Source organism: Streptomyces sp. R44 (assembly GCF_041053105.1).
Taxonomy (GTDB): Bacteria; Actinomycetota; Actinomycetes; order Streptomycetales; family Streptomycetaceae; genus Streptomyces.
Genome location: NZ_CP163444.1, coordinates 7884653 through 7901286 on the forward strand (window position 1 = coordinate 7884653; position 16634 = coordinate 7901286).

Annotated in this window: 16 protein-coding genes; 7 read left to right on the forward strand and 9 right to left on the reverse strand. The window is 71.5% G+C overall.

The features are described from left to right. Position 1 precedes the first annotated feature (1 nt). Complete coding sequence (locus tag AB5J54_RS36560; protein WP_369148225.1) at positions 2-1162, reverse strand: hypothetical protein; 1161 nt, start codon at positions 1160-1162, stop codon at positions 2-4. Between the two features lie 199 nt (positions 1163-1361). Between AB5J54_RS36560 and AB5J54_RS36565 the strand changes: the two genes are divergently transcribed. From AB5J54_RS36565 to AB5J54_RS36575, 3 genes are all read left to right on the forward strand, one after another. Continuing rightward, complete coding sequence (locus tag AB5J54_RS36565; RefSeq protein WP_369148226.1) at positions 1362-1931, forward strand: L,D-transpeptidase; 570 nt, start codon at positions 1362-1364, stop codon at positions 1929-1931. 152 nt (positions 1932-2083) lie between these two features. Continuing rightward, positions 2084-2770, forward strand: a complete 687-nt coding sequence (locus AB5J54_RS36570) for a hypothetical protein (RefSeq protein WP_369148227.1) — start codon at positions 2084-2086, stop codon at positions 2768-2770. 298 nt (positions 2771-3068) lie between these two features. Continuing rightward, positions 3069-3443: a VOC family protein gene (locus AB5J54_RS36575; protein WP_369148228.1), complete on the forward strand. Its 375-nt coding sequence runs from the start codon at positions 3069-3071 to the stop codon at positions 3441-3443. 66 nt (positions 3444-3509) lie between these two features. Here the strand turns inward: AB5J54_RS36575 and AB5J54_RS36580 are convergent, their stop codons facing one another. Further along, a complete protein-coding gene (locus tag AB5J54_RS36580; RefSeq protein WP_369148229.1) occupies positions 3510-4838 on the reverse strand; it encodes an amidohydrolase in 1329 nt (442 codons plus the stop codon). Positions 4839-4962: 124 nt separating this feature from the next. Continuing rightward, positions 4963-6246: an amidohydrolase family protein gene (locus AB5J54_RS36585; RefSeq protein ID WP_369148231.1), complete on the reverse strand. Its 1284-nt coding sequence runs from the start codon at positions 6244-6246 to the stop codon at positions 4963-4965. Between the two features lie 229 nt (positions 6247-6475). Here AB5J54_RS36585 and AB5J54_RS36590 point away from each other — a divergent pair, with 229 nt between their 5' ends. Further along, complete coding sequence (locus AB5J54_RS36590; protein WP_369148232.1) at positions 6476-7483, forward strand: aminoglycoside phosphotransferase family protein; 1008 nt, start codon at positions 6476-6478, stop codon at positions 7481-7483. A 280-nt stretch (positions 7484-7763) separates the two neighbouring features. Next, on the forward strand, positions 7764-9362 hold the full coding sequence (locus AB5J54_RS36595; protein ID WP_369148233.1) for a BCCT family transporter: 1599 nt from the start codon (positions 7764-7766) through the stop codon (positions 9360-9362). Positions 9363-9387: 25 nt separating this feature from the next. Here AB5J54_RS36595 and AB5J54_RS36600 read toward each other — a convergent pair whose 3' ends face one another. Genes AB5J54_RS36600 through AB5J54_RS36615 form a run of 4 tightly spaced genes read right to left on the reverse strand, consistent with a single transcriptional unit; the run spans position 9388 to position 13150 of the window. After that, complete coding sequence (locus tag AB5J54_RS36600; RefSeq protein ID WP_369148234.1) at positions 9388-9903, reverse strand: DUF6328 family protein; 516 nt, start codon at positions 9901-9903, stop codon at positions 9388-9390. Between the two features lie 46 nt (positions 9904-9949). Further along, positions 9950-11227: a sugar ABC transporter permease gene (locus AB5J54_RS36605; RefSeq protein WP_369148236.1), complete on the reverse strand. Its 1278-nt coding sequence runs from the start codon at positions 11225-11227 to the stop codon at positions 9950-9952. Beyond that, complete coding sequence (locus tag AB5J54_RS36610; protein WP_369148237.1) at positions 11224-12006, reverse strand: ATP-binding cassette domain-containing protein; 783 nt, start codon at positions 12004-12006, stop codon at positions 11224-11226. Before AB5J54_RS36610 ends, AB5J54_RS36605 begins: the two co-directional genes overlap by 4 nt. Positions 12007-12061: 55 nt before the next feature. Further along, positions 12062-13150 carry a substrate-binding domain-containing protein gene (locus AB5J54_RS36615; protein ID WP_369148238.1) on the reverse strand — a complete coding sequence of 363 codons (1089 nt, stop codon included), beginning with the start codon at positions 13148-13150 and terminating at the stop codon, positions 12062-12064. Positions 13151-13447: 297 nt separating this feature from the next. Here AB5J54_RS36615 and AB5J54_RS36620 point away from each other — a divergent pair, with 297 nt between their 5' ends. Continuing rightward, on the forward strand, positions 13448-13900 hold the full coding sequence (locus AB5J54_RS36620; RefSeq protein WP_369148239.1) for an SRPBCC family protein: 453 nt from the start codon (positions 13448-13450) through the stop codon (positions 13898-13900). A 16-nt stretch (positions 13901-13916) separates the two neighbouring features. Here the strand turns inward: AB5J54_RS36620 and AB5J54_RS36625 are convergent, their stop codons facing one another. Then, positions 13917-14354, reverse strand: coding sequence for an Lrp/AsnC family transcriptional regulator (locus tag AB5J54_RS36625; RefSeq protein ID WP_369149575.1), 438 nt, complete (start codon positions 14352-14354; stop codon positions 13917-13919). 35 nt (positions 14355-14389) lie between these two features. After that, a complete protein-coding gene (gene trpS / locus AB5J54_RS36630) occupies positions 14390-15487 on the reverse strand; it encodes a tryptophan--tRNA ligase (protein WP_369148240.1) in 1098 nt (365 codons plus the stop codon). 370 nt (positions 15488-15857) lie between these two features. On the opposite strand from trpS, the gene AB5J54_RS36635 reads away from it, so the two are divergent. After that, complete coding sequence (locus AB5J54_RS36635) at positions 15858-16595, forward strand: alpha/beta hydrolase (RefSeq protein ID WP_369148242.1); 738 nt, start codon at positions 15858-15860, stop codon at positions 16593-16595. Positions 16596-16634 lie beyond the last annotated feature (39 nt).

Genomic DNA, 16634 nt, shown 5'->3' on the forward strand with positions numbered 1-16634 from the left:
ATCAGGGGAGCTGGTCGTTCCACCGGTAGCGGTCCGGCAGGACGTGCACGGTCATGGAGGTCTCCCGCGCTCCCCAGTCCATGTCCGTCTCGGCGATCACCCAGGCCATCGCCTGGTACGCACTCGGACGCGTGGTCTTCCGGGGGCAGGCGTCGAGCGGCGTGACGGCGGACCGGCCGGCGGGGACCGTCAGGCGCACGCCGGTGCCCCAGGGGGCGGGACAGGGCGTCACGACACGGCTCCGCACCCAGGACAGGCGCGCGCGTACGGTCACGGAGCGACTGCCCGGGTTGTCGATCCGCACGGCGAACCGCAAGGTGTCGCCGTCGTCGAGGATCTGGCTGCAGGCGCTCCAGGCGGCGTGCTCGACGGCCCGCACCTTGCCGCAGCGGTAGTCGCCCGTCATCGGTCCCGGGGCCGCCGTCCCGGTGACCGCGGGCGGCCCCACCGGCGCTCCCCCTGCCGCGACGGGTCCCTCCGACGCCTTCCCGCCCGCCGCCGCGCCCGGCGCCCGGCCGCCGGCCGGTGAGGACGGCAGGTGGGCGGCGGCCCAGGTCGCGACGACCGCCGCCAGCGCGACGGCGCCCATGAGCGCCCGGCGCCCGGTGGCATTCCGCCCCCGCGTGGGCGCCTGGTCGCGCGCGTCGTGCCGGTCCGCGACAGCGGGTGCGGGCTGCCGGGGGGACGCCTGCGTCGGTTCGACCGGCTGGGGTTGCTCGGCGGACGCCTCCGTCGGTTCGACCGGCCGGGGTTGACCGGCGGACGCCTCCGTCGGGTCGGTGTTCGACCCCGCTCCGGCAGCACCCGGTGGCTCCAGGAGCGCCTTCGTCCCCCGTACCGCGGCCCTGCGCCGACGCGCCTCGGCCCGGGCCTCGTCCAGCAGCCGCGCCCACCGCCCCGCCTCCTCGGCCCCGACCCCGAAGAGCTCGGCAAGCGCCGCCAGCACCTCCGGGTCCGGTAAGGCGGTCGCCTCCGGGTCCTTGTAGCGGTTGAAGCTGGAATCGCTCAGGCCCCGCATGTTCCGGCCGGCGAAACGGGACTTGAGCCGCGCCTCGATCCGCTCCTGCGCCAGACAGCCCGACCGCGTCCACGCCGCACCGATCCGGCGGGCGAGCTCCTCGCGGGCCGTGCCGCCGCCCGTCGCGTCGAACGCCTCACCCATCGTCATCCCTCCGCCGTCCCACGACCGACCGAAACCGCAGGTCAGAGAAGTGAGCCGGTCGCGGGACCGGGACGAAACGACGCCGGGTGAGCCGACCCGGCGAAGGTACTGCCGCCACCGCCCCGCCCCCGGGAGTCTGATTCCGCCGGGCCGATCGACGGCCCCGGCGTTCCCACCGTCTGACAGGAGAAGAACGATCATGCTCCGTTCCAGGACACGCGCCCTCGCCCTCGCCTCCACCGTCCTCGCCCTCGCTCTGGCCGCCCCCGCGGGCACCGCCGCCAACGCCGCGCCCACCGCCCCTCAGGCCCGGGCCGCGGGCGGCCGGGTGACGCTCGTCTTCGACAAGAACCCGAAGAACCCCACGTACTCCAAGCTCACGGCCTACCTCGGCAAGCGCGTGCTCGGACAGTGGCGTGCGGGCTCGGGCACGACCACCAACCCCTGCCAGGTCGGCAAGGGCAGGAGCGGCGGATGGCTGCCGAACGGCACGTACGCCATCCCCTTCCGCACCAAGACCCACAACGGCAAGGCGATCAAGGGGTACGCGATCCGCCTCGCCGACAAGAAGTGCAAGGGCGACAGGGGCGCCAACCGGGACGAGCTCTTCATCCACAGCCGCATGACCGTGAACGGCGCCTCGCAGTGGCGCGGCGACCGCGACTACAAGTCCCTCGGCTGCGTGAAGCTGCGCCCGGACCACATCAAGGCCCTGTTCAAGACCCTCGACACGTACGGCGAGGCCAAGACCCTCAAGGTCGTCGCCTGACCTGACCCGATGTGCCCGGGCCGATCCGGGGCAGGGCCCACACCGCCGGCATCCCGGGCCCGGTGCACACGGGCGCGGGATGGCCGGTGCCCACGCGTACTCGTCCGCCACCCACCCCGTGCCGATGTCCCTCAGGGCTCGTTGATCACGCCATGAACAACGTGACCACCGGCCGACCTGCCCGCCTTCTCGCCTCCGCCGTCGCCGCCCTGCTGCTCGGTGTCGTGGGTGCGCCGAGCGCGTACGCGAGCCACGACGCGCAGGACTGTCCGGCGGCGGAGATCTTCGCGACCGACAACACCGCGATCATCACGGACCCCGACGACCCCCGGCTGAACGCCCGGCTCACCCGGTTCGGCCACGAGGTACGGCAGATCATCCGCGCCCACGGGGCACGGCCGGGGGACTCGGAGCTGCTGAACGGCGTGTTCTGGTCCGAGGAGCTGAAGCAGGCGACGTACGAGCGGTCCCGCGAGTTCGACGTCGAGAGGGTCGGCCGCGACGGGCTCCACCACATCGCCGGCGTCATCGCCAAGCAGTACCACCAGGAGGCGGTGCTCACCTTCCGCTGCCTGCCGCGCACGTCGCCGGAGACCGACGCGGTCGAGATCGAGGTCCCCGGCGTCCGGGTCGGCAGCCTGCGCGAGGCGCTCGTCGCGGACCCGGAGGCCCGCGACAGGCTGGGCGGCGGTTCCGTCACCCTCGACGGGCGGCTCGTCCTCGTCGCCCCGGTCGACGACCTGCCGCTGGCCCACAGGTTCGCCACCGCCCTCGGCGCCGACTGGGACCGTGCGGAAGTGCGGTACGGCGACCGGGAGTTCGTGACGGGCCACGCGTGACGGTACGCGGTGCCAAGCCCCGGGTGGTGGCGGAGTCGCATGCAGCCGGCATGCGATTTCGGTCATTTCCGGGCTGGAACCGGGCGCCTCGCCTTGTCCGAGCCCGGTTCGATCACGTAGCGTCCCCCTTCATGAACACCGGACCGGCGATACGCCATGCACAGACGGGCGATCCGGTGGACGACTGATCGCCGAGCGGGTGCGCGACAGGCACCCCGGCGGTTCGGCACGAGGACCCCCCAGTGCGGCAGCACTGCGAGTCCCTTCCACGTGTCGAATCACAAGCGAGGTCATCCACATGGCAGTCACGTTCAACCACACCATCATCGCGTCCAAGAACCGCGACGAGTCCGCGCGCTTCTTCCGCGAGTTGCTGGAACTCCCCGAGGCACCGTCCTGGGGCCCCTTCCTCAACATCCAGCTCGCCGACGGGGTCCTGCTCCAGTTCGCCGAACCCCCGGTGGACATCCAGATGCAGCACTACGCGTTCCTGCTCGACGACGAGCTCTTCGACCGGGCGTACCAGCGCCTCTGCGAGGGCGGCGTCGAGCACTGGGCCGATCCGCAGATGCAGCGCCCGGGTGAGACCAACACGGAACACGGCGGCCGTGGGGTCTATTTCAAGGACCCCTCCGGGCACGCGATCGAGCTGATCACGCGGCCGTACCTGTAGATCGGATCCGCGGGTGTGTCTCCGACGAGGTCGGAGACACACCCGCGGGCCGGTCCTCCGGTCGCCTCAGGCGAGGAACTCCCCGTCGCGGGCCACGACCGCACCACCGTGCACGACCACGTCCCGGCGCGGCATGTCGACGACGACCTGCGGCAGGCACTCGCCGCGCACCAGGACGAAGTCGGCCGGGGCGCCGGGCCGGAAGTCGGCGTGGGCGAGCCCCATGACGTCCGCGCCGCCGTGGGTCGCGACCCGGTAGCACTCGTTGAGCTCGTCGTCGAGGCGTACGTCCGTCACCCACCCCAGGATGTGCGCGCGGTGCAGCATGTCCGCGTCGCCGAACGGGCTCCAGGAGTCGCGCACACCGTCGGAGCCGAGCCCGACCCGTACGCCGTGCTCGCGCAGCCGGGCGATCGGCAGCACCAGGGAGTCGGACGGCGCGACCGTCGTCAGCGCGATGTCCTGCTCCCCCAAGTCGGTCGCTATGGTGCCGAGTTCACGGTCCGTCAGGCCCGGAAGACAGAAGACGTGGCTGACGGTGACCTTGCCGGCGAGGGAGAGGGCGCGGGTGCGCTCGACGATGCCGCGCATCGCCCGCATGCCCTTCTCGCCGCGGTCGTGGAGGTGGATGTCCACGCCGACGCCGTGCCGGTCCGCGATGCCGAACACGACGTCGAGCTGCTCGTCGAGCGCCTGGTCGAAGCCGATCGGGTCGATGCCGCCGATCATGTCGATCAGGCCCTCGCGCGCCGCCTTCTCCAGGAGCGCCGCCGTGCCCGGGGTGCGGATCACGCCGTGCTGCGGGAACGCCACGATCTGCACGTCCAGGGCGTGGCGCAGCCGCTCGCGGGCCTCCGCGACGCCCTCGACCCCGGCCAGGCCGTAGGCCGGGGCCACGTCGGCGTGGGCCCGCATCCCGCGGGTGCCGCGGGCGACGGCGTGGCTCATCAGGCCGTAGGCACGCTCGCCGACGGGGCGGCGCTGGGCGCGGAACAGCTCCACGTCCTGCGCGACGTAGTCGGCGATGGCGGAGGCCGGCCGCCGGCTCACCCAGGAGCCGCCCCAGGTGGTCTTGTCGGGGTGGATGTGCGCGTCGACGAGGGACGGGAGCGCGATGCGGCCGCCGCCGTCGACGACCTTCGCGCCGTGCGGCGCGGGGCCGTCCGAGATCCGGCCGTCGACGACCACGAGATCCGTGGCCTTCGCGGCGCCGAACGGGCGCACGTCGCGGAACACCACCGTCCTGGAACGGTGCCCGGCGGTCCGGTCGGCGGTCGCCGCCTGGGCCCGGTCGGCACTGGCCGCCTGGGCGGGGGCGGCGCCGGCCGCCGTGGCCGTGGCTCCGGCCAGTGCGGCGGCACCGGCGAGCATGGTGCGGCGGGAGAGGGCGGGCATGGGGGCTCCTCGGGTGGGTGGATGGGGCGTCACGGGGCGGGGCGAAGCCGCGGGTGGGGTGGTACGGGACGGGACAGCGGCGAAGCCGCGGGCGGGGCCGCGCCAGGGCGGCGCCGTGGCGCGGTCAGAGCGCGAGGCCCGCTCGTACCACACGGGTCGGCTGCTTCAGGAGCGTCACGTCGTTCAGCGGGTCGCCGGCCACCAGGATCGCGTCGCCCGCGAAGCCGCGGGCGAGGCGGCCCACCGTGCGCTCCACGCCGAGGAGCCGCGCCGCGCCGGTCGTCGCGGTGCGGATCGCGTCGAGCGCCGGCAGGCCGGCCGCGCGCATCAGCTCCACCTCGCGCCCGATCGGCCGCACGGTGCCGCCGGACGAGTCGGTGCCCGCGGCGAGCGGGACGCCGAGTTCGTGCGCGGCGAGGACGGCCCGCTTCAGGACCGGAAGGTAGGTGCGGCCGCGTTCGGCGAGGACGGGGTTCGTGGACTCGGCGAGGCCCGCGATGGCCGTGAGGGTCGGGGTGAAGTACGTACCCCTGCGGCGCATTTCGGCCAGCGTGCGCTCGCCGACGAACGCGCCGTGTTCCAGCGAGCGGATGCCGGCCGTGACGGCGTCGTGGCAGCCCCGCTCGCTGTAGCTGTGGCAGAGGACCCCCTTGCCGCGCCTCCGGGCGGCGGCGACGATCTCGGCGAGCTGCTCGTACGAGTACACCTGGGCCAGCGGGTCCTGTTCCGGCAGCCCGGCGCGTTCGTTGACGCGGGTCTTGATGACATCGGCGCCGCGGGAGAGGTTCACCTCGACGACGCGGCGCAGCGCCTCGGCCGACCGCACACCCTCCTTGAGGCGCGCGAGCGGCGTGAGGTCCGGGTCGGCGAGGACGGTGTCGCCGAGGTCCGGGGTGACGAACACGCCGGCGGCCGTCAGGCGGGGGGCGAGTTCCGGGCTGTGCCGGGCGAGTTCGCGGACGGCGATGTCCTGGTAGAAGGTGGTGGATCCGCTGCGCGCGCTGGTCGCGCCCTTACGCACGGCGTCGCGCGCCTCGGCGGCGGTGCTGAGGTGGATGTGCGCGTCCACGAGGCCGGGCAGCACCCAGTGGCCGTCCGCGTCGAGGGCCGTGACGCCCTGCGGCACGGTGACGGTGCCCTCGCGGCCCGCCGCGCGCACCGTTCCGCCCTCGATCACCACGACGGCGTTCTCGGTGACCTCGCCGGTGGCGGGGTCCAGGAGGGTGCCGCCCCGGATCACCAGATCGCCTCCGCCCGGAGTTCCGTCGCCCCGGGCCGCGCCCGTCGAGGACGCGGCGGCCGCCGCCGTCCCGGACGCGGCCACCGTGCCGGCGAGCGCGGCCGCACCGGCCAGGACACCACGGCGGGTCAGCGAGCGGGAGGGCGGCGGGGTGGCTTCGAGGCACATGGGAGCTCCTGGGGGAGTGGGCCGACGACTCCCCGTTTTGTATACCAAGCCGCCAAGGGTCGACAAGGGTAAAGATCAAGGAGGTCATGGGAGCTGCTGAAATTCATGACGCCCTGGTCGTCCTGGTCCTCGGTTTGGTATACGAATATCTCCAGAGCTGCTTCTCTCGCCCGTGCTCGCCCCCGGATATTCGCGTGCGCCGCCTCCGCCCCGGTGGTGGAATCGCCCCATGCGACGAGCGACATCCATGACGGTCGACCGCGGGCAGTTCGCCGACGCGGTCACCCCCTGGGAGGACGAGGCCTGGCGGGCCGACGCCCTCGGCTGGTCGGAGCGCGAGCTCGACCGGCACGGCCTGGAGGAGACCGGGCCCCGTGAGGTCCGGGTGCGGCCCTGGTCGATCCTCGTCCGCTTCCGGACCGGGGCCGGAGAGCGCGAGGCCGTGTGGTTCAAGGCGAGCGCCCCCGACGCCGCCTTCGAGGCCGCCCTCGGCGGCGCGCTCGCCGACTGGGTGCCCGAGCACGTCGTGACACCGTTCGCGGTCGACGCCGCCCGGGGCTGGTCGCTGCTGCCCGACGGCGGGCCCCTCTTCCGGAACGTCCTCGACGCCGGCGGTGCCGGGCCGGAGTCCTGGGCCGAGGCGCTCGGCCAGTACGCGAGGATGCAGCGGGCCCTGACCTCGTACACGGACCGGATGACCGCCCTCGGCGTGCCCGGCGGCCGCACCGCCCAGCTGCCGGACATCTTCGACGGCCTCGTCGAGGGCAACGCCACCCTGACCACGGACGCCCGCCGCGCCCTCCGGGACCAGCGCCCCCGGCTCCTCGACTGGTGCGCCGAGCTCGACGCGTACGGGATCCCGGACTCGCTCGACCACTGCGACCTGCACGACGCCCAGCTCCTCGCGCCCGCCGCCGGCCGCTTCACCTTCTTCGACTGGGGCGACGCCAACGTCGCCCACCCCTTCGTGAGCCTCCTCGTCCCCGCCCGCGCCGTCCGCGACCGCCACGGCCCCGAACACGTGCACCCGCTGCGCGACGCCTATCTGGAACCCTGGACCGACCTCGGGCCCTCCCTCCCGGAGCTGCGCCGCGCCGCGGCGCTCGCCACCCGGCTCGCCGCACTCGGCCGGGCGGTCTCCTGGTTCCGTCTCTTCCCCGGAACGCCCGACGAGGGCTGCGCCGAGGCGAGCGCCCACTGGGTGAACGAACTCTTCGCCGCATCCCCGGTGTTCTGAGCGGGGGCCGAGGAGGGGGACGACGCTCTACGCGGGACTCGGCCGTCGCTCCGCCGAGTTCGGCCGCACCTGTGGTACTGCCTTACGGAGACATCGTGTTGTTTGTCCCGTAATGCCGTGAAAGGTGCCGCCTGTGTTGCCGGAAGACCAGAGGCCGGATGACCAGAGGCCGGATGACCAGAGGCCGGATGACCAGGGGTCGGACGGCCGGCGGTCGGAGGGCCGTCGAGCGGGTGCCGGCCGCCCCGAGCACACTCACCGCGCCCGCACCGACCGCATCGTGTTCGGTGTCACCGCCGTCCTCACCGTGGCCTTCGTCGTCTGGGGAGCCACGGCCACCCAGAGCCTGGAGGACGCCTCCACGACCCTGCTCGACGGGCTGATCCGCAACGGCGGCTGGGCGTTCATGCTCGCCGCCTCCGGCTTCGTCGTCTTCGCGCTGTGGCTCGCCGTCAGCCGTTACGGCCGGATCACCCTCGGCCAGGAGGACGAGGTCCCCGAGTTCCGTACGGTGTCCTGGATCGCCATGATGTTCAGCGCCGGCATGGGCATCGGCCTGATGTTCTACGGCGTGAGCGAACCCCTCGCCCACTACGGCACACCGCCGCCCGGCACCCATCCCGTCGACTCGGCCGAGCGGATGCAGACCGCCATGGCCACCACGCTCTTCCACTGGACGCTCCACCCGTGGGCGATCTACGCCGTCGTCGGACTCGCCATCGCGTACTCGACGTTCCGGCGCGGGCGCCGTCAGACCATCAGCGCCGTCTTCGTCCCGCTGATGGGCGAGCGGCGGGCATACGGAGGACCCGGCCGCTTCATCGACATCCTGGCCATCTTCGCCACCCTCTTCGGCTCCGCCGCCTCCCTCGGCCTCGGCGCGCTCCAGATCGGCAGCGGCGTCGAGGAGCTCGGCTGGATGGAGAAGACCGGGACCGGCCTGCTCGTCGCCATCATCGCCGTTCTCACCGTGGCCTTCGTCCTGTCCGCCGTCTCCGGGGTGGAGAAGGGCATCCAGTGGCTCTCCAACATCAACATGGTGCTCGCCGCGGTGCTCGCCGTCTTCGTCTTCGTGGCGGGACCCACCATCATCGTCCTCGACCTCCTGCCCACCTCCCTCGCCGCCTACTTCGGCGACCTGCCACAGCTGGCCGGCCGCACCGAGGCCACCAGCGGCGGCGCGATCCATGACTGGCTGGGCAGCTGGACGGTCTTCTACTGGGCGTGGTGGATCTCCTGGACGCCCTTCGTGGGCATGTTCATCGCCCGCATCAGCCGGGGCCGGACCATCCGGCAGTTCGTCGGCGGAGTCATCCTGGTCCCCAGCACCGTCAGCCTCGTCTGGTTCGCCGTCTTCGGCGGCACGGCGATGAAGCTCCGCGAGCAGGGCGCGCTGGCGGGCGAGACCACGCCCGAGGGGCAACTCTTCGGCGTCCTGAAGGAGTTCCCGGCCGCCGGTGCCATGAGCCTGCTCGTGATGGTCCTCGTCGGCATCTTCTTCGTCTCGGGCGCGGACGCCGCCTCCATCGTCATGGGCACGCTCTCGCAGCGCGGAGCCTTCGAACCGACCCGTCCCGTCGTCGTCTTCTGGGGTGTGCTGACCGGCGCGGTCGCCGCGATCATGCTGCTCATCGGCGACGGGCAGGGCGACGCGCTCGCCGGTCTGCAGAACCTCACGATCCTGGTGGCGGCGCCGTTCGTGCTCGTGATGATCGGGATGTGCGTGGCGCTCATGCGCGACCTGCGCAAGGACCCGCTCATCGTCCGGGGGCGGAGAGGGGAGGAGGCCGTCGAACTCGCGGTGATCGCGGGCCACGAGAAGTACGACGGGGACTTCGAGCTGACGATCGGCCCCGGCTCGTCGGACACCGGTTCCTGACGACGTACCCGCCCTCCTGACGGCGTCACTCGTCGCTGGTGTGGCGGGAGCGGATCCACAGGGGCAGCGCGAACCAGCACACCAGGTACCAGGCGAGCACGCCGCCGACCAGCCAGGGGACGTACGCGTCGTGCGTGACCACGCGCAGGACGAGGAAGAGGGCCGACGTCAGGGTCGCCAGGAGCAGGAGCAGACCGACGAAGGTCAGGCGTGAGGCCCAGGTGACCGCCCGGGGTTTGACCCGGCGGCCCGCCACGATCCGGTGGAGGGAGACGGGGCCGATGAGCGCGCCCGTCGCCAGCGATCCGAGGACGACCGTGACGATGTAGGTCGTCTTGTCGGTCTGCGGGAGGCCCTGGAAGTGCGGGGTGAACGCGACGGTGAGGAGGAAGCCGAGGAGGATCTGCACGCCGGTCTGCGCCACCCGGATCTCCTGGATGAGCTCCTGCCAGCGCCGGTCGGCCCGCTCCTCCTCGGTCTCGTCCCGGCCGTGACGTTCCCCCTTCCGAGAACTCTCCGACGGCTTCCGGCCCTCCTCCATGAAGGTCTCCTTCCCGGGGGCCCCGGGGGAGCCCGGTGGATCCTGATCAGGCGCGGCCCGCGGCCTTCTGGCTCCGGCGGGACAGCGAGTCGACGACCACGGCTGCCAGCAGGACCGCTCCGGTGATCATGAACTGGACGGCGTTGCTGACACCCATGATGTTCATGCCCGACTGGATGGATCCAATCACCAGCGCGCCGAGCAGGGCGGACCAGACCGAACCCCGCCCGCCGAACAGGCTCGTGCCGCCGATGACGGCCGCGGCGATGACGTTCATCAGCAGGTTGCCGCCGCCGGAGGTCTGGCTCGCGGACTGGATCTGGCCGGCCAGGAAGATGCCGCCGACCGCCGCCATGAGCCCGGAGATCGAGAAGACGCTCATCCGGACGAACGGCACGCTGATGCCGGCGCGGCGGGCGCCCTCGATGTTGCCGCCGACGGCGAAGATCCGCCGCCCGTACGTCGTGCGGCGCAGCACGAAGTCCAGGAGCACCAGCACGATCAGGAAGATGAGGAGGGCGAGCGGAAGCCCCTGGTACTGGTTGAGGATGTACGCCGCCACGAACGCGATCGCCGCGATGACCACCGTACGCAGCACGATCTCGGCGACCGGGCGGAACGGCACCCGGGCGGCCTGGCGGCGTCTCGCGTCCAGGAGCGAGGACGCGAGGAAGAGCCCGACCCCCACCGCCGCCGTCACATAGGCCGTGGCGGGGCTGTGGAAGATCGTCGAGTAGAGCTTGGAGACGATGCTCTCGCTCGGGATGTTGACCGTGCCGCTGCTGCCCAGGACCTGGAGCATCAGGCCGTTCCAGAAGAGGTTGCCCGCGAGGGTGACCACGAACGCCGGCACGCCGACCTTCGCGAAGAAGAAGCCGTGGATGAGTCCGACGGCCGCTCCGCCCACGAGCGCGACGAGCAGCGCCAGCCATTCGTTCATGCCGTTCAGGACGTTGAGCACGGCGAAGATGGCGGCGCACAGGCCGCTGACGGACCCTACGGAGAGGTCGATCTCGCCGAGCAGCAGGACGAAGACGATACCGATGGCGATCATGCCGGTGCCGACGATCTGCTGACTGAGGTCGGAGAGGTTCTGGGCCGAGAGGAACGTGCTGTCGAGGCTGCCGAAGACCGTCCAGATGATGATCACGGCGACGACGACGGGCAGTGAACCCAGCTCTCCGCTGCGCAGCTTGCGGCGGAACTCCCCGAGATACCCCTTCAGTCCCTCCTCGCGGACGAGCAGCCGGGTGTCCACCGCGGGCATGGCCTCGGGTGCCGGTTCCTGCGTGGCACCGTCGCCGGGGGAGCGGTCCCGTTTCATCGCCCCTCCTCCTCGCGCTTGCGGGCCTGGCGGCGGGTGACGGCGCTGTCGGTGGCCCCGGTGATGGCGGAGATGATCTCCTCGGTGGTCGTGGCGCGCTTGTCGAAGAGGCCGTTGTTCCGGCCGAGGCGCATGACGGCGATGCGGTCGGCGACCGCCATCACGTCCACCATGTTGTGGCTGATCAGAATGGTGCCGAGCCCGTGCTCGCGCAGCCGCTCGACCAGGTCGAGGACCTCGGCGGTCTGCTCCACGCCGAGCGCGGCGGTGGGCTCGTCCAGGATGACGACCTTCGGGTCGCCGATCAGGGAGCGGGCGATCGCCACGGTCTGGCGCTGGCCGCCGGAGAGGGAGGCGACCGGGATCCGGACACTGGGGATCCGGATGGAGAGCGTGTCGAGCAGCTCGCGCGAGCGCTGCTCCATCCGGACCTCGTCCAGGACGCCGAAGCGCCGCAGTTCGCGGCCGAGGAAGAGATTGCCGACCACGTCCAGGTTGTCGCACAGGGCGAGGTCCTGGTAGACGGTGGCGATGCCGAGGTTCTGGGCGTCGTGGGGCCGGTTGATGGAGACCTTCCGGCCCTGCCACTCGATGACGCCTTCGTCGGGCGGGTTCACCCCGGCGATCGACTTGACGGCGGTGGACTTGCCGGCGCCGTTGTCGCCGACGAGGGCGACGACCTCGCCGGCGTGGACCTCCAGATCGAAGTCCTTCAACGCCTGCACCGCGCCGAACCGTTTGGAGATCCCCCGCAGGGTGAGCACGGGTGGCTCCGGCAAGGGAACCGCCTCCTCCGCTCGCGCGAACCGATCCGCGGCTCTTGGCCGTCCGCGGCTATTCGAGACCGGCGTCCTTGCAGGCCGCCGCATAGGTCGGAGTGCAGATCTCCGGGACCGTGTAGAGCCCGTCCTTGACGACGGTGTCCTTGATGTTGTCCTTGTTCACCACGACCGGGTTGAGCAGCTGGGCCGCGACCTTGTGGTCGCTGCCGCTGGTGACGGTGGTCGGAACCAGGTCGGAACCGAGCTTCTTGCCCTCGGCCAGGTTGACGGCCATCGTGGCGGCGATGTCGGCCTCCGGCTTGTAGGGCTTCTCGACCGTGAAGGTCTGAGTGCCCACCAGGATCCGCTGGATCGCGTCGAGTTGGGCGTCCTGTCCGCTCAGGGGCACGTTCATGCCGGCCGCCTTGAGGGCGGTCGCGATACCGGCGGCCAGTCCGTCGTTGGCCGAGTAGACACCGACGATCTTGTCCTTGCCGAGGGAGCTGATGGCGCCGGACATCTGCTGGTTGGCGTTGTTCGGGTCCCAGTTGGGGGTGTCGTACTCCTTGCCGATCTTCACCTTGCCGTCCAGGACGGAGTGGGCTCCGGCCTTGAACTGGGCCGCGTTCGGGTCCGTGGGAGACCCGTTGTGCATCACGATCTCGCCGCTCTTGGCCTTGTCTCCGAGTGCGGCGAGGAGCGCCTTGCCCTGCAGCTCGCCGACCTTGTGGTTGTCGTACGAGACGTAGGCGTCGACGGGGCCCTGCGCGAGGCGGTCGTACGCGACGACCTTCACGCCCGCGTCATGCGCCTTCTGGACGGAGGACTGGATGGACTTGGCGTCCACGGCATCGAGGATGAGGACCTTGTCGCCCTTGGCGAGCGCGGTGTTGACCTGCTGCTGCTGGGTCGTGGCGCTCTCCGCGGCGTTGTAGTAGTCGATCTGCGCGTCGGGCGCCAGTTCCTTGATCTTCTGCTCGATGTAGGGCCGGTCGAACTTCTCGTACCGGGTGGTCTTGCTCTCCGGAAGCAGCAGGCCGATCTTGACGTCCCCCTGCTTCTCGCTCCCCGCGCCCAGGGCCGACGCGCTCGTCGCCACCACTCCCAGGGAGAGGGCCGCGGCTCCGGCCAGCGCGATCGCGCTCCGCAATGTACGGGTCATGGGAGGCTCCTTTCGTACGCCCCCTCTCCCTCACCTCGTGAGCGCGGGAACGAGGATGTACATATGGCCTATATATCGACATTAGCCGCAACCTGGGGACCGGCAAGCGGGTGGTCGGTCACTCCCTGTGACGTCTGCTCGCCGTGGCGTACGGTCGGCGCGTGTCGTCGGCATCCCGCCGTGGAACAGGCGGGTGGCCTGGCATCGCCCGAAGTGGGACGATTTGTACGAAGCGACAACGGGCCCGCGCCGGAGCCCCGGCTTCCGGCGAGGCCTCCGTCGAACGAAGAAGGCGACATGCCTGCCATCACGGAAACCATCGACATCTCCCGCAAGCCCGCCGAGGTCTTCTCCTACGTGACCGATCCGACGCATCTGCCCGAGTGGCAGGAGAGCGCGGTCTCGGTCCGCAAGCTCGGCGACACCCCCCTCGCGGTCGGCTCCAAGGTCGCCGTCACACGGCGGCTCGGCAAGCGGGAGTTCACCTCGACCATGCAGGTCATCGAGCTGGAGCCGCCGAGGCACTGGCACGTGCACGGCATCGACGGCCCCGTACGCGGTGACGTCCAGGGCACCATCGAACCACTGGACGACGGCGAGCGCTCCCGCCTGACGCTCTCCCTCGACTTCGAGGGGCACGGCATCGGCAAGGCCCTCGTCCCCCTTGTCGTCCGCCCGCACGTGAAGAAGGAGATGCCGAGAGACGAAATGACCCTCAAGGGCATCCTGGAGAGCGGTGTGACCGGCTGACACGGGCCGGCGCATCTCAGTCCGTGGAGACCGGCCGCTCGAAGAAGGTCTCCAGGGACACCGTCGCCTGCGTGCCGCTCACGCCCTCGATCGCGTACAACCGGCGCAGCACGTCCTGGAGTCGGACCGTGGTCGCGGTCCGCACCTTCACCAGGACCGAGGCGCTGCCGGCGATGACGTGCGCCTCCTGGATCTCGGGGATCGCGGCGAACGCCGCCGCCGAATCCCCGATCCAGGCGGACGAGTCGACCATGACGAACGCGAGCACGTCCTGCCCGAGCGCCGAGGGATCGACGTCCACCGTCGTACGGCGGATGACGCCGCGCTCCCGCAGCTTCCGCACCCGCTCGTGCGCCGCACCGGCCGACAGGCCGACCGCCTTGCCCAGCACCGTGTACGCCTGTGTCGCGTCCCGCTGGAGCTCGGCGAGCAGTGCCCGGTCGATGGCGTCCAGAGTCCCGTCCGTCGTTCCCATGCCGGAAACATACGTCAGTAGTGATTCCTCATCGCCGTGCGCACCTCGCTCAGGGTCTCGTCCGCCACGGCCCGGGCCCGCTCGTTGCCCTCGCGCAGGATCCCGCGGAGGTACGCGCGGTCGCGTGCGTACTCCGCACGGCGGGCCCGGATCGGCGCCAGGTACTCGTTGACCGACTCCGTCACGGTCCGCTTCAGCGCGGCGGCCCCGGCGGAGCCGATGCCGGCGGCGACCTCCTCGGGCGTGCGGCCCTGACAGAGCGCGGCGAGCAGCAGGAGCGAGGCCACCTCGGGGCGGCCCGCGGGGTCGTAGGCGATGTGGCGCTCGGAGTCGGTCTTCGCGCCCTTGATCAGCCGGGCCGTCTCGTCGGCGTCGGCGGCCAGAGAGATGGCGTTCCCGCGGCTCTTGCTCATCTTGGTGCCGTCCGTTCCCAGCAGCAGCGGCGCATCGGAAAGGAGGGCGTCGGGCTCGGGGAAGACGGGGGTGCCGTTCCCGTAGCGGTCGTTGAACCGGCGGGCGACGGTCCGGGTGATCTCCAGGTGCGGCAGCTGGTCCTGGCCGACCGGGACGAGATTGGCCTTGCAGAAGAGGATGTCGGCGGCCTGGTGGACGGGATAGGTGAACATCAGGCCGCTGACGGCGGACTGCCGGGAGTGGGCGATCTCGTCCTTGACGGTGGGGTTGCGGTTCAGCTCGGCCACGGACACCAGGCTGAGGAAGGGCAGCAGCAGCTGGTTCAGGGCGGGCACGGCGCTGTGGGTGAAGACCGTGCTGCGCTCGGGGTCGACGCCGATGGCGAGGTGGTCGAGGACGAGCTCCTCGACGTGCTCGGTGAGATGGTCCGCCACGTCGCGGTCCGTCAGGACCTGGTAGTCCGCGATGATCACGAACAGGTCCACCCCGAGGTTCTGGAGCCGCACCCGGTTGTGCAGGGTGCCGAAGTAGTGCCCCAGGTGCAGCCGCCCGGTGGGACGGTCACCGGTCAGGACGCGGAAGCGGCCCGGCGCTTCGCGGATCTGCTGTTCGAGCACCGCGCTGCGCGTGCGTGCGGCAGCCGTCCCGAGCGCGTCGACGGAGGGGGCGGCGGGGGCGGTGGGAGCGAGGGTGGTCATGGGTTCTCCTGGTCCGGGTCGGTGGTGCCGTCGGGACGACAGGACCCATGAGCCAGGAAACGCAAAAGGGCCGTTCGTCCGAACGGCCCGGTCGTGCGCGAGTGGTGGCCGCTCCTAGGAGGAGCGCCACCAGCTGAGGCACGACGACAGATGCATGGGGCCAGCATAGCGCCCCAGGGCACGGAGAGCCCCGAAGAAAACCCTGTGGCGGCCCCCGGCGGCCCCTGCTACCTTTCCGGAGGCCGTGCGAGAGAACAAGGAGGTGGTACCCGTGAACGCAGTATCGACATGGGTGCTCCCCTCCGGGGTCACGGTCGGGCGATAGGTCGTCGTCCGGGAGCGCCTCCGAGCACTCCCGAAAGGCACGACCGTGCACTTCACTTCCGAACGGCACCTCGACGACGGCGTCATCGAGCGTGCGTTCACCCTCGGCGAGATCCCCGGCATGCTGTGGACGCCCCCATCCGCCCCCGAACCGGCCCCGCTGATCCTGATCTGCCCCCCGCCGCTCGGGCTGGACAAGATGTACCCCCGGCTCGCGGCCCGGGCCCGGTACTACGCGACGGAGCACGGCTTCGCCGCCGCCACCATCGAGCTCCCCGGGAGCGGCGACCGGCCCCGCTGGGACGCCGCCGATCAGGCCCGCGCCGACCTGCGCCGGGCCATGGAGGCCGGCGAGCCGGTCGGTGAGGAGCTCATCGACGCCCTCGTCCTCCCGCTCGTCGAGAAGTCCGTCCCCGAATGGCGGTCCGCCCTGGACGCCCTCCTGGCGCTGCCCGGGATCGGCGGCCCGGTCGGGTACGAGGGCGGAATCATCTCCATCGGCGTCCGCCTCGCGATGGTCGAGCCGCGCATCGCGGCCGCCGGCTTCTTCGCCGGGAGCCTCGTGCCCGCCGCCATCGTCGAGGACGCCCGCCGGGTCACCATCCCGCTGCACGTCCTGCTGCAGTGGGACGACGAGGGCAACGACCGGCAGGCGGCCCTGGATCTGTTCGACGCCTTCGGCTCCGAGGAGAAGACGCTGCACGCCAACATGGGCGGGCACACCGGCGTCCCGCGGTTCGAACTCGAGACCGGGGCGCGGTTCTTCGCCCGGCACCTGAAGTAGAGCCGGGCCGTCCGCGGACAGGCTGCCGCCGTCGAGGAG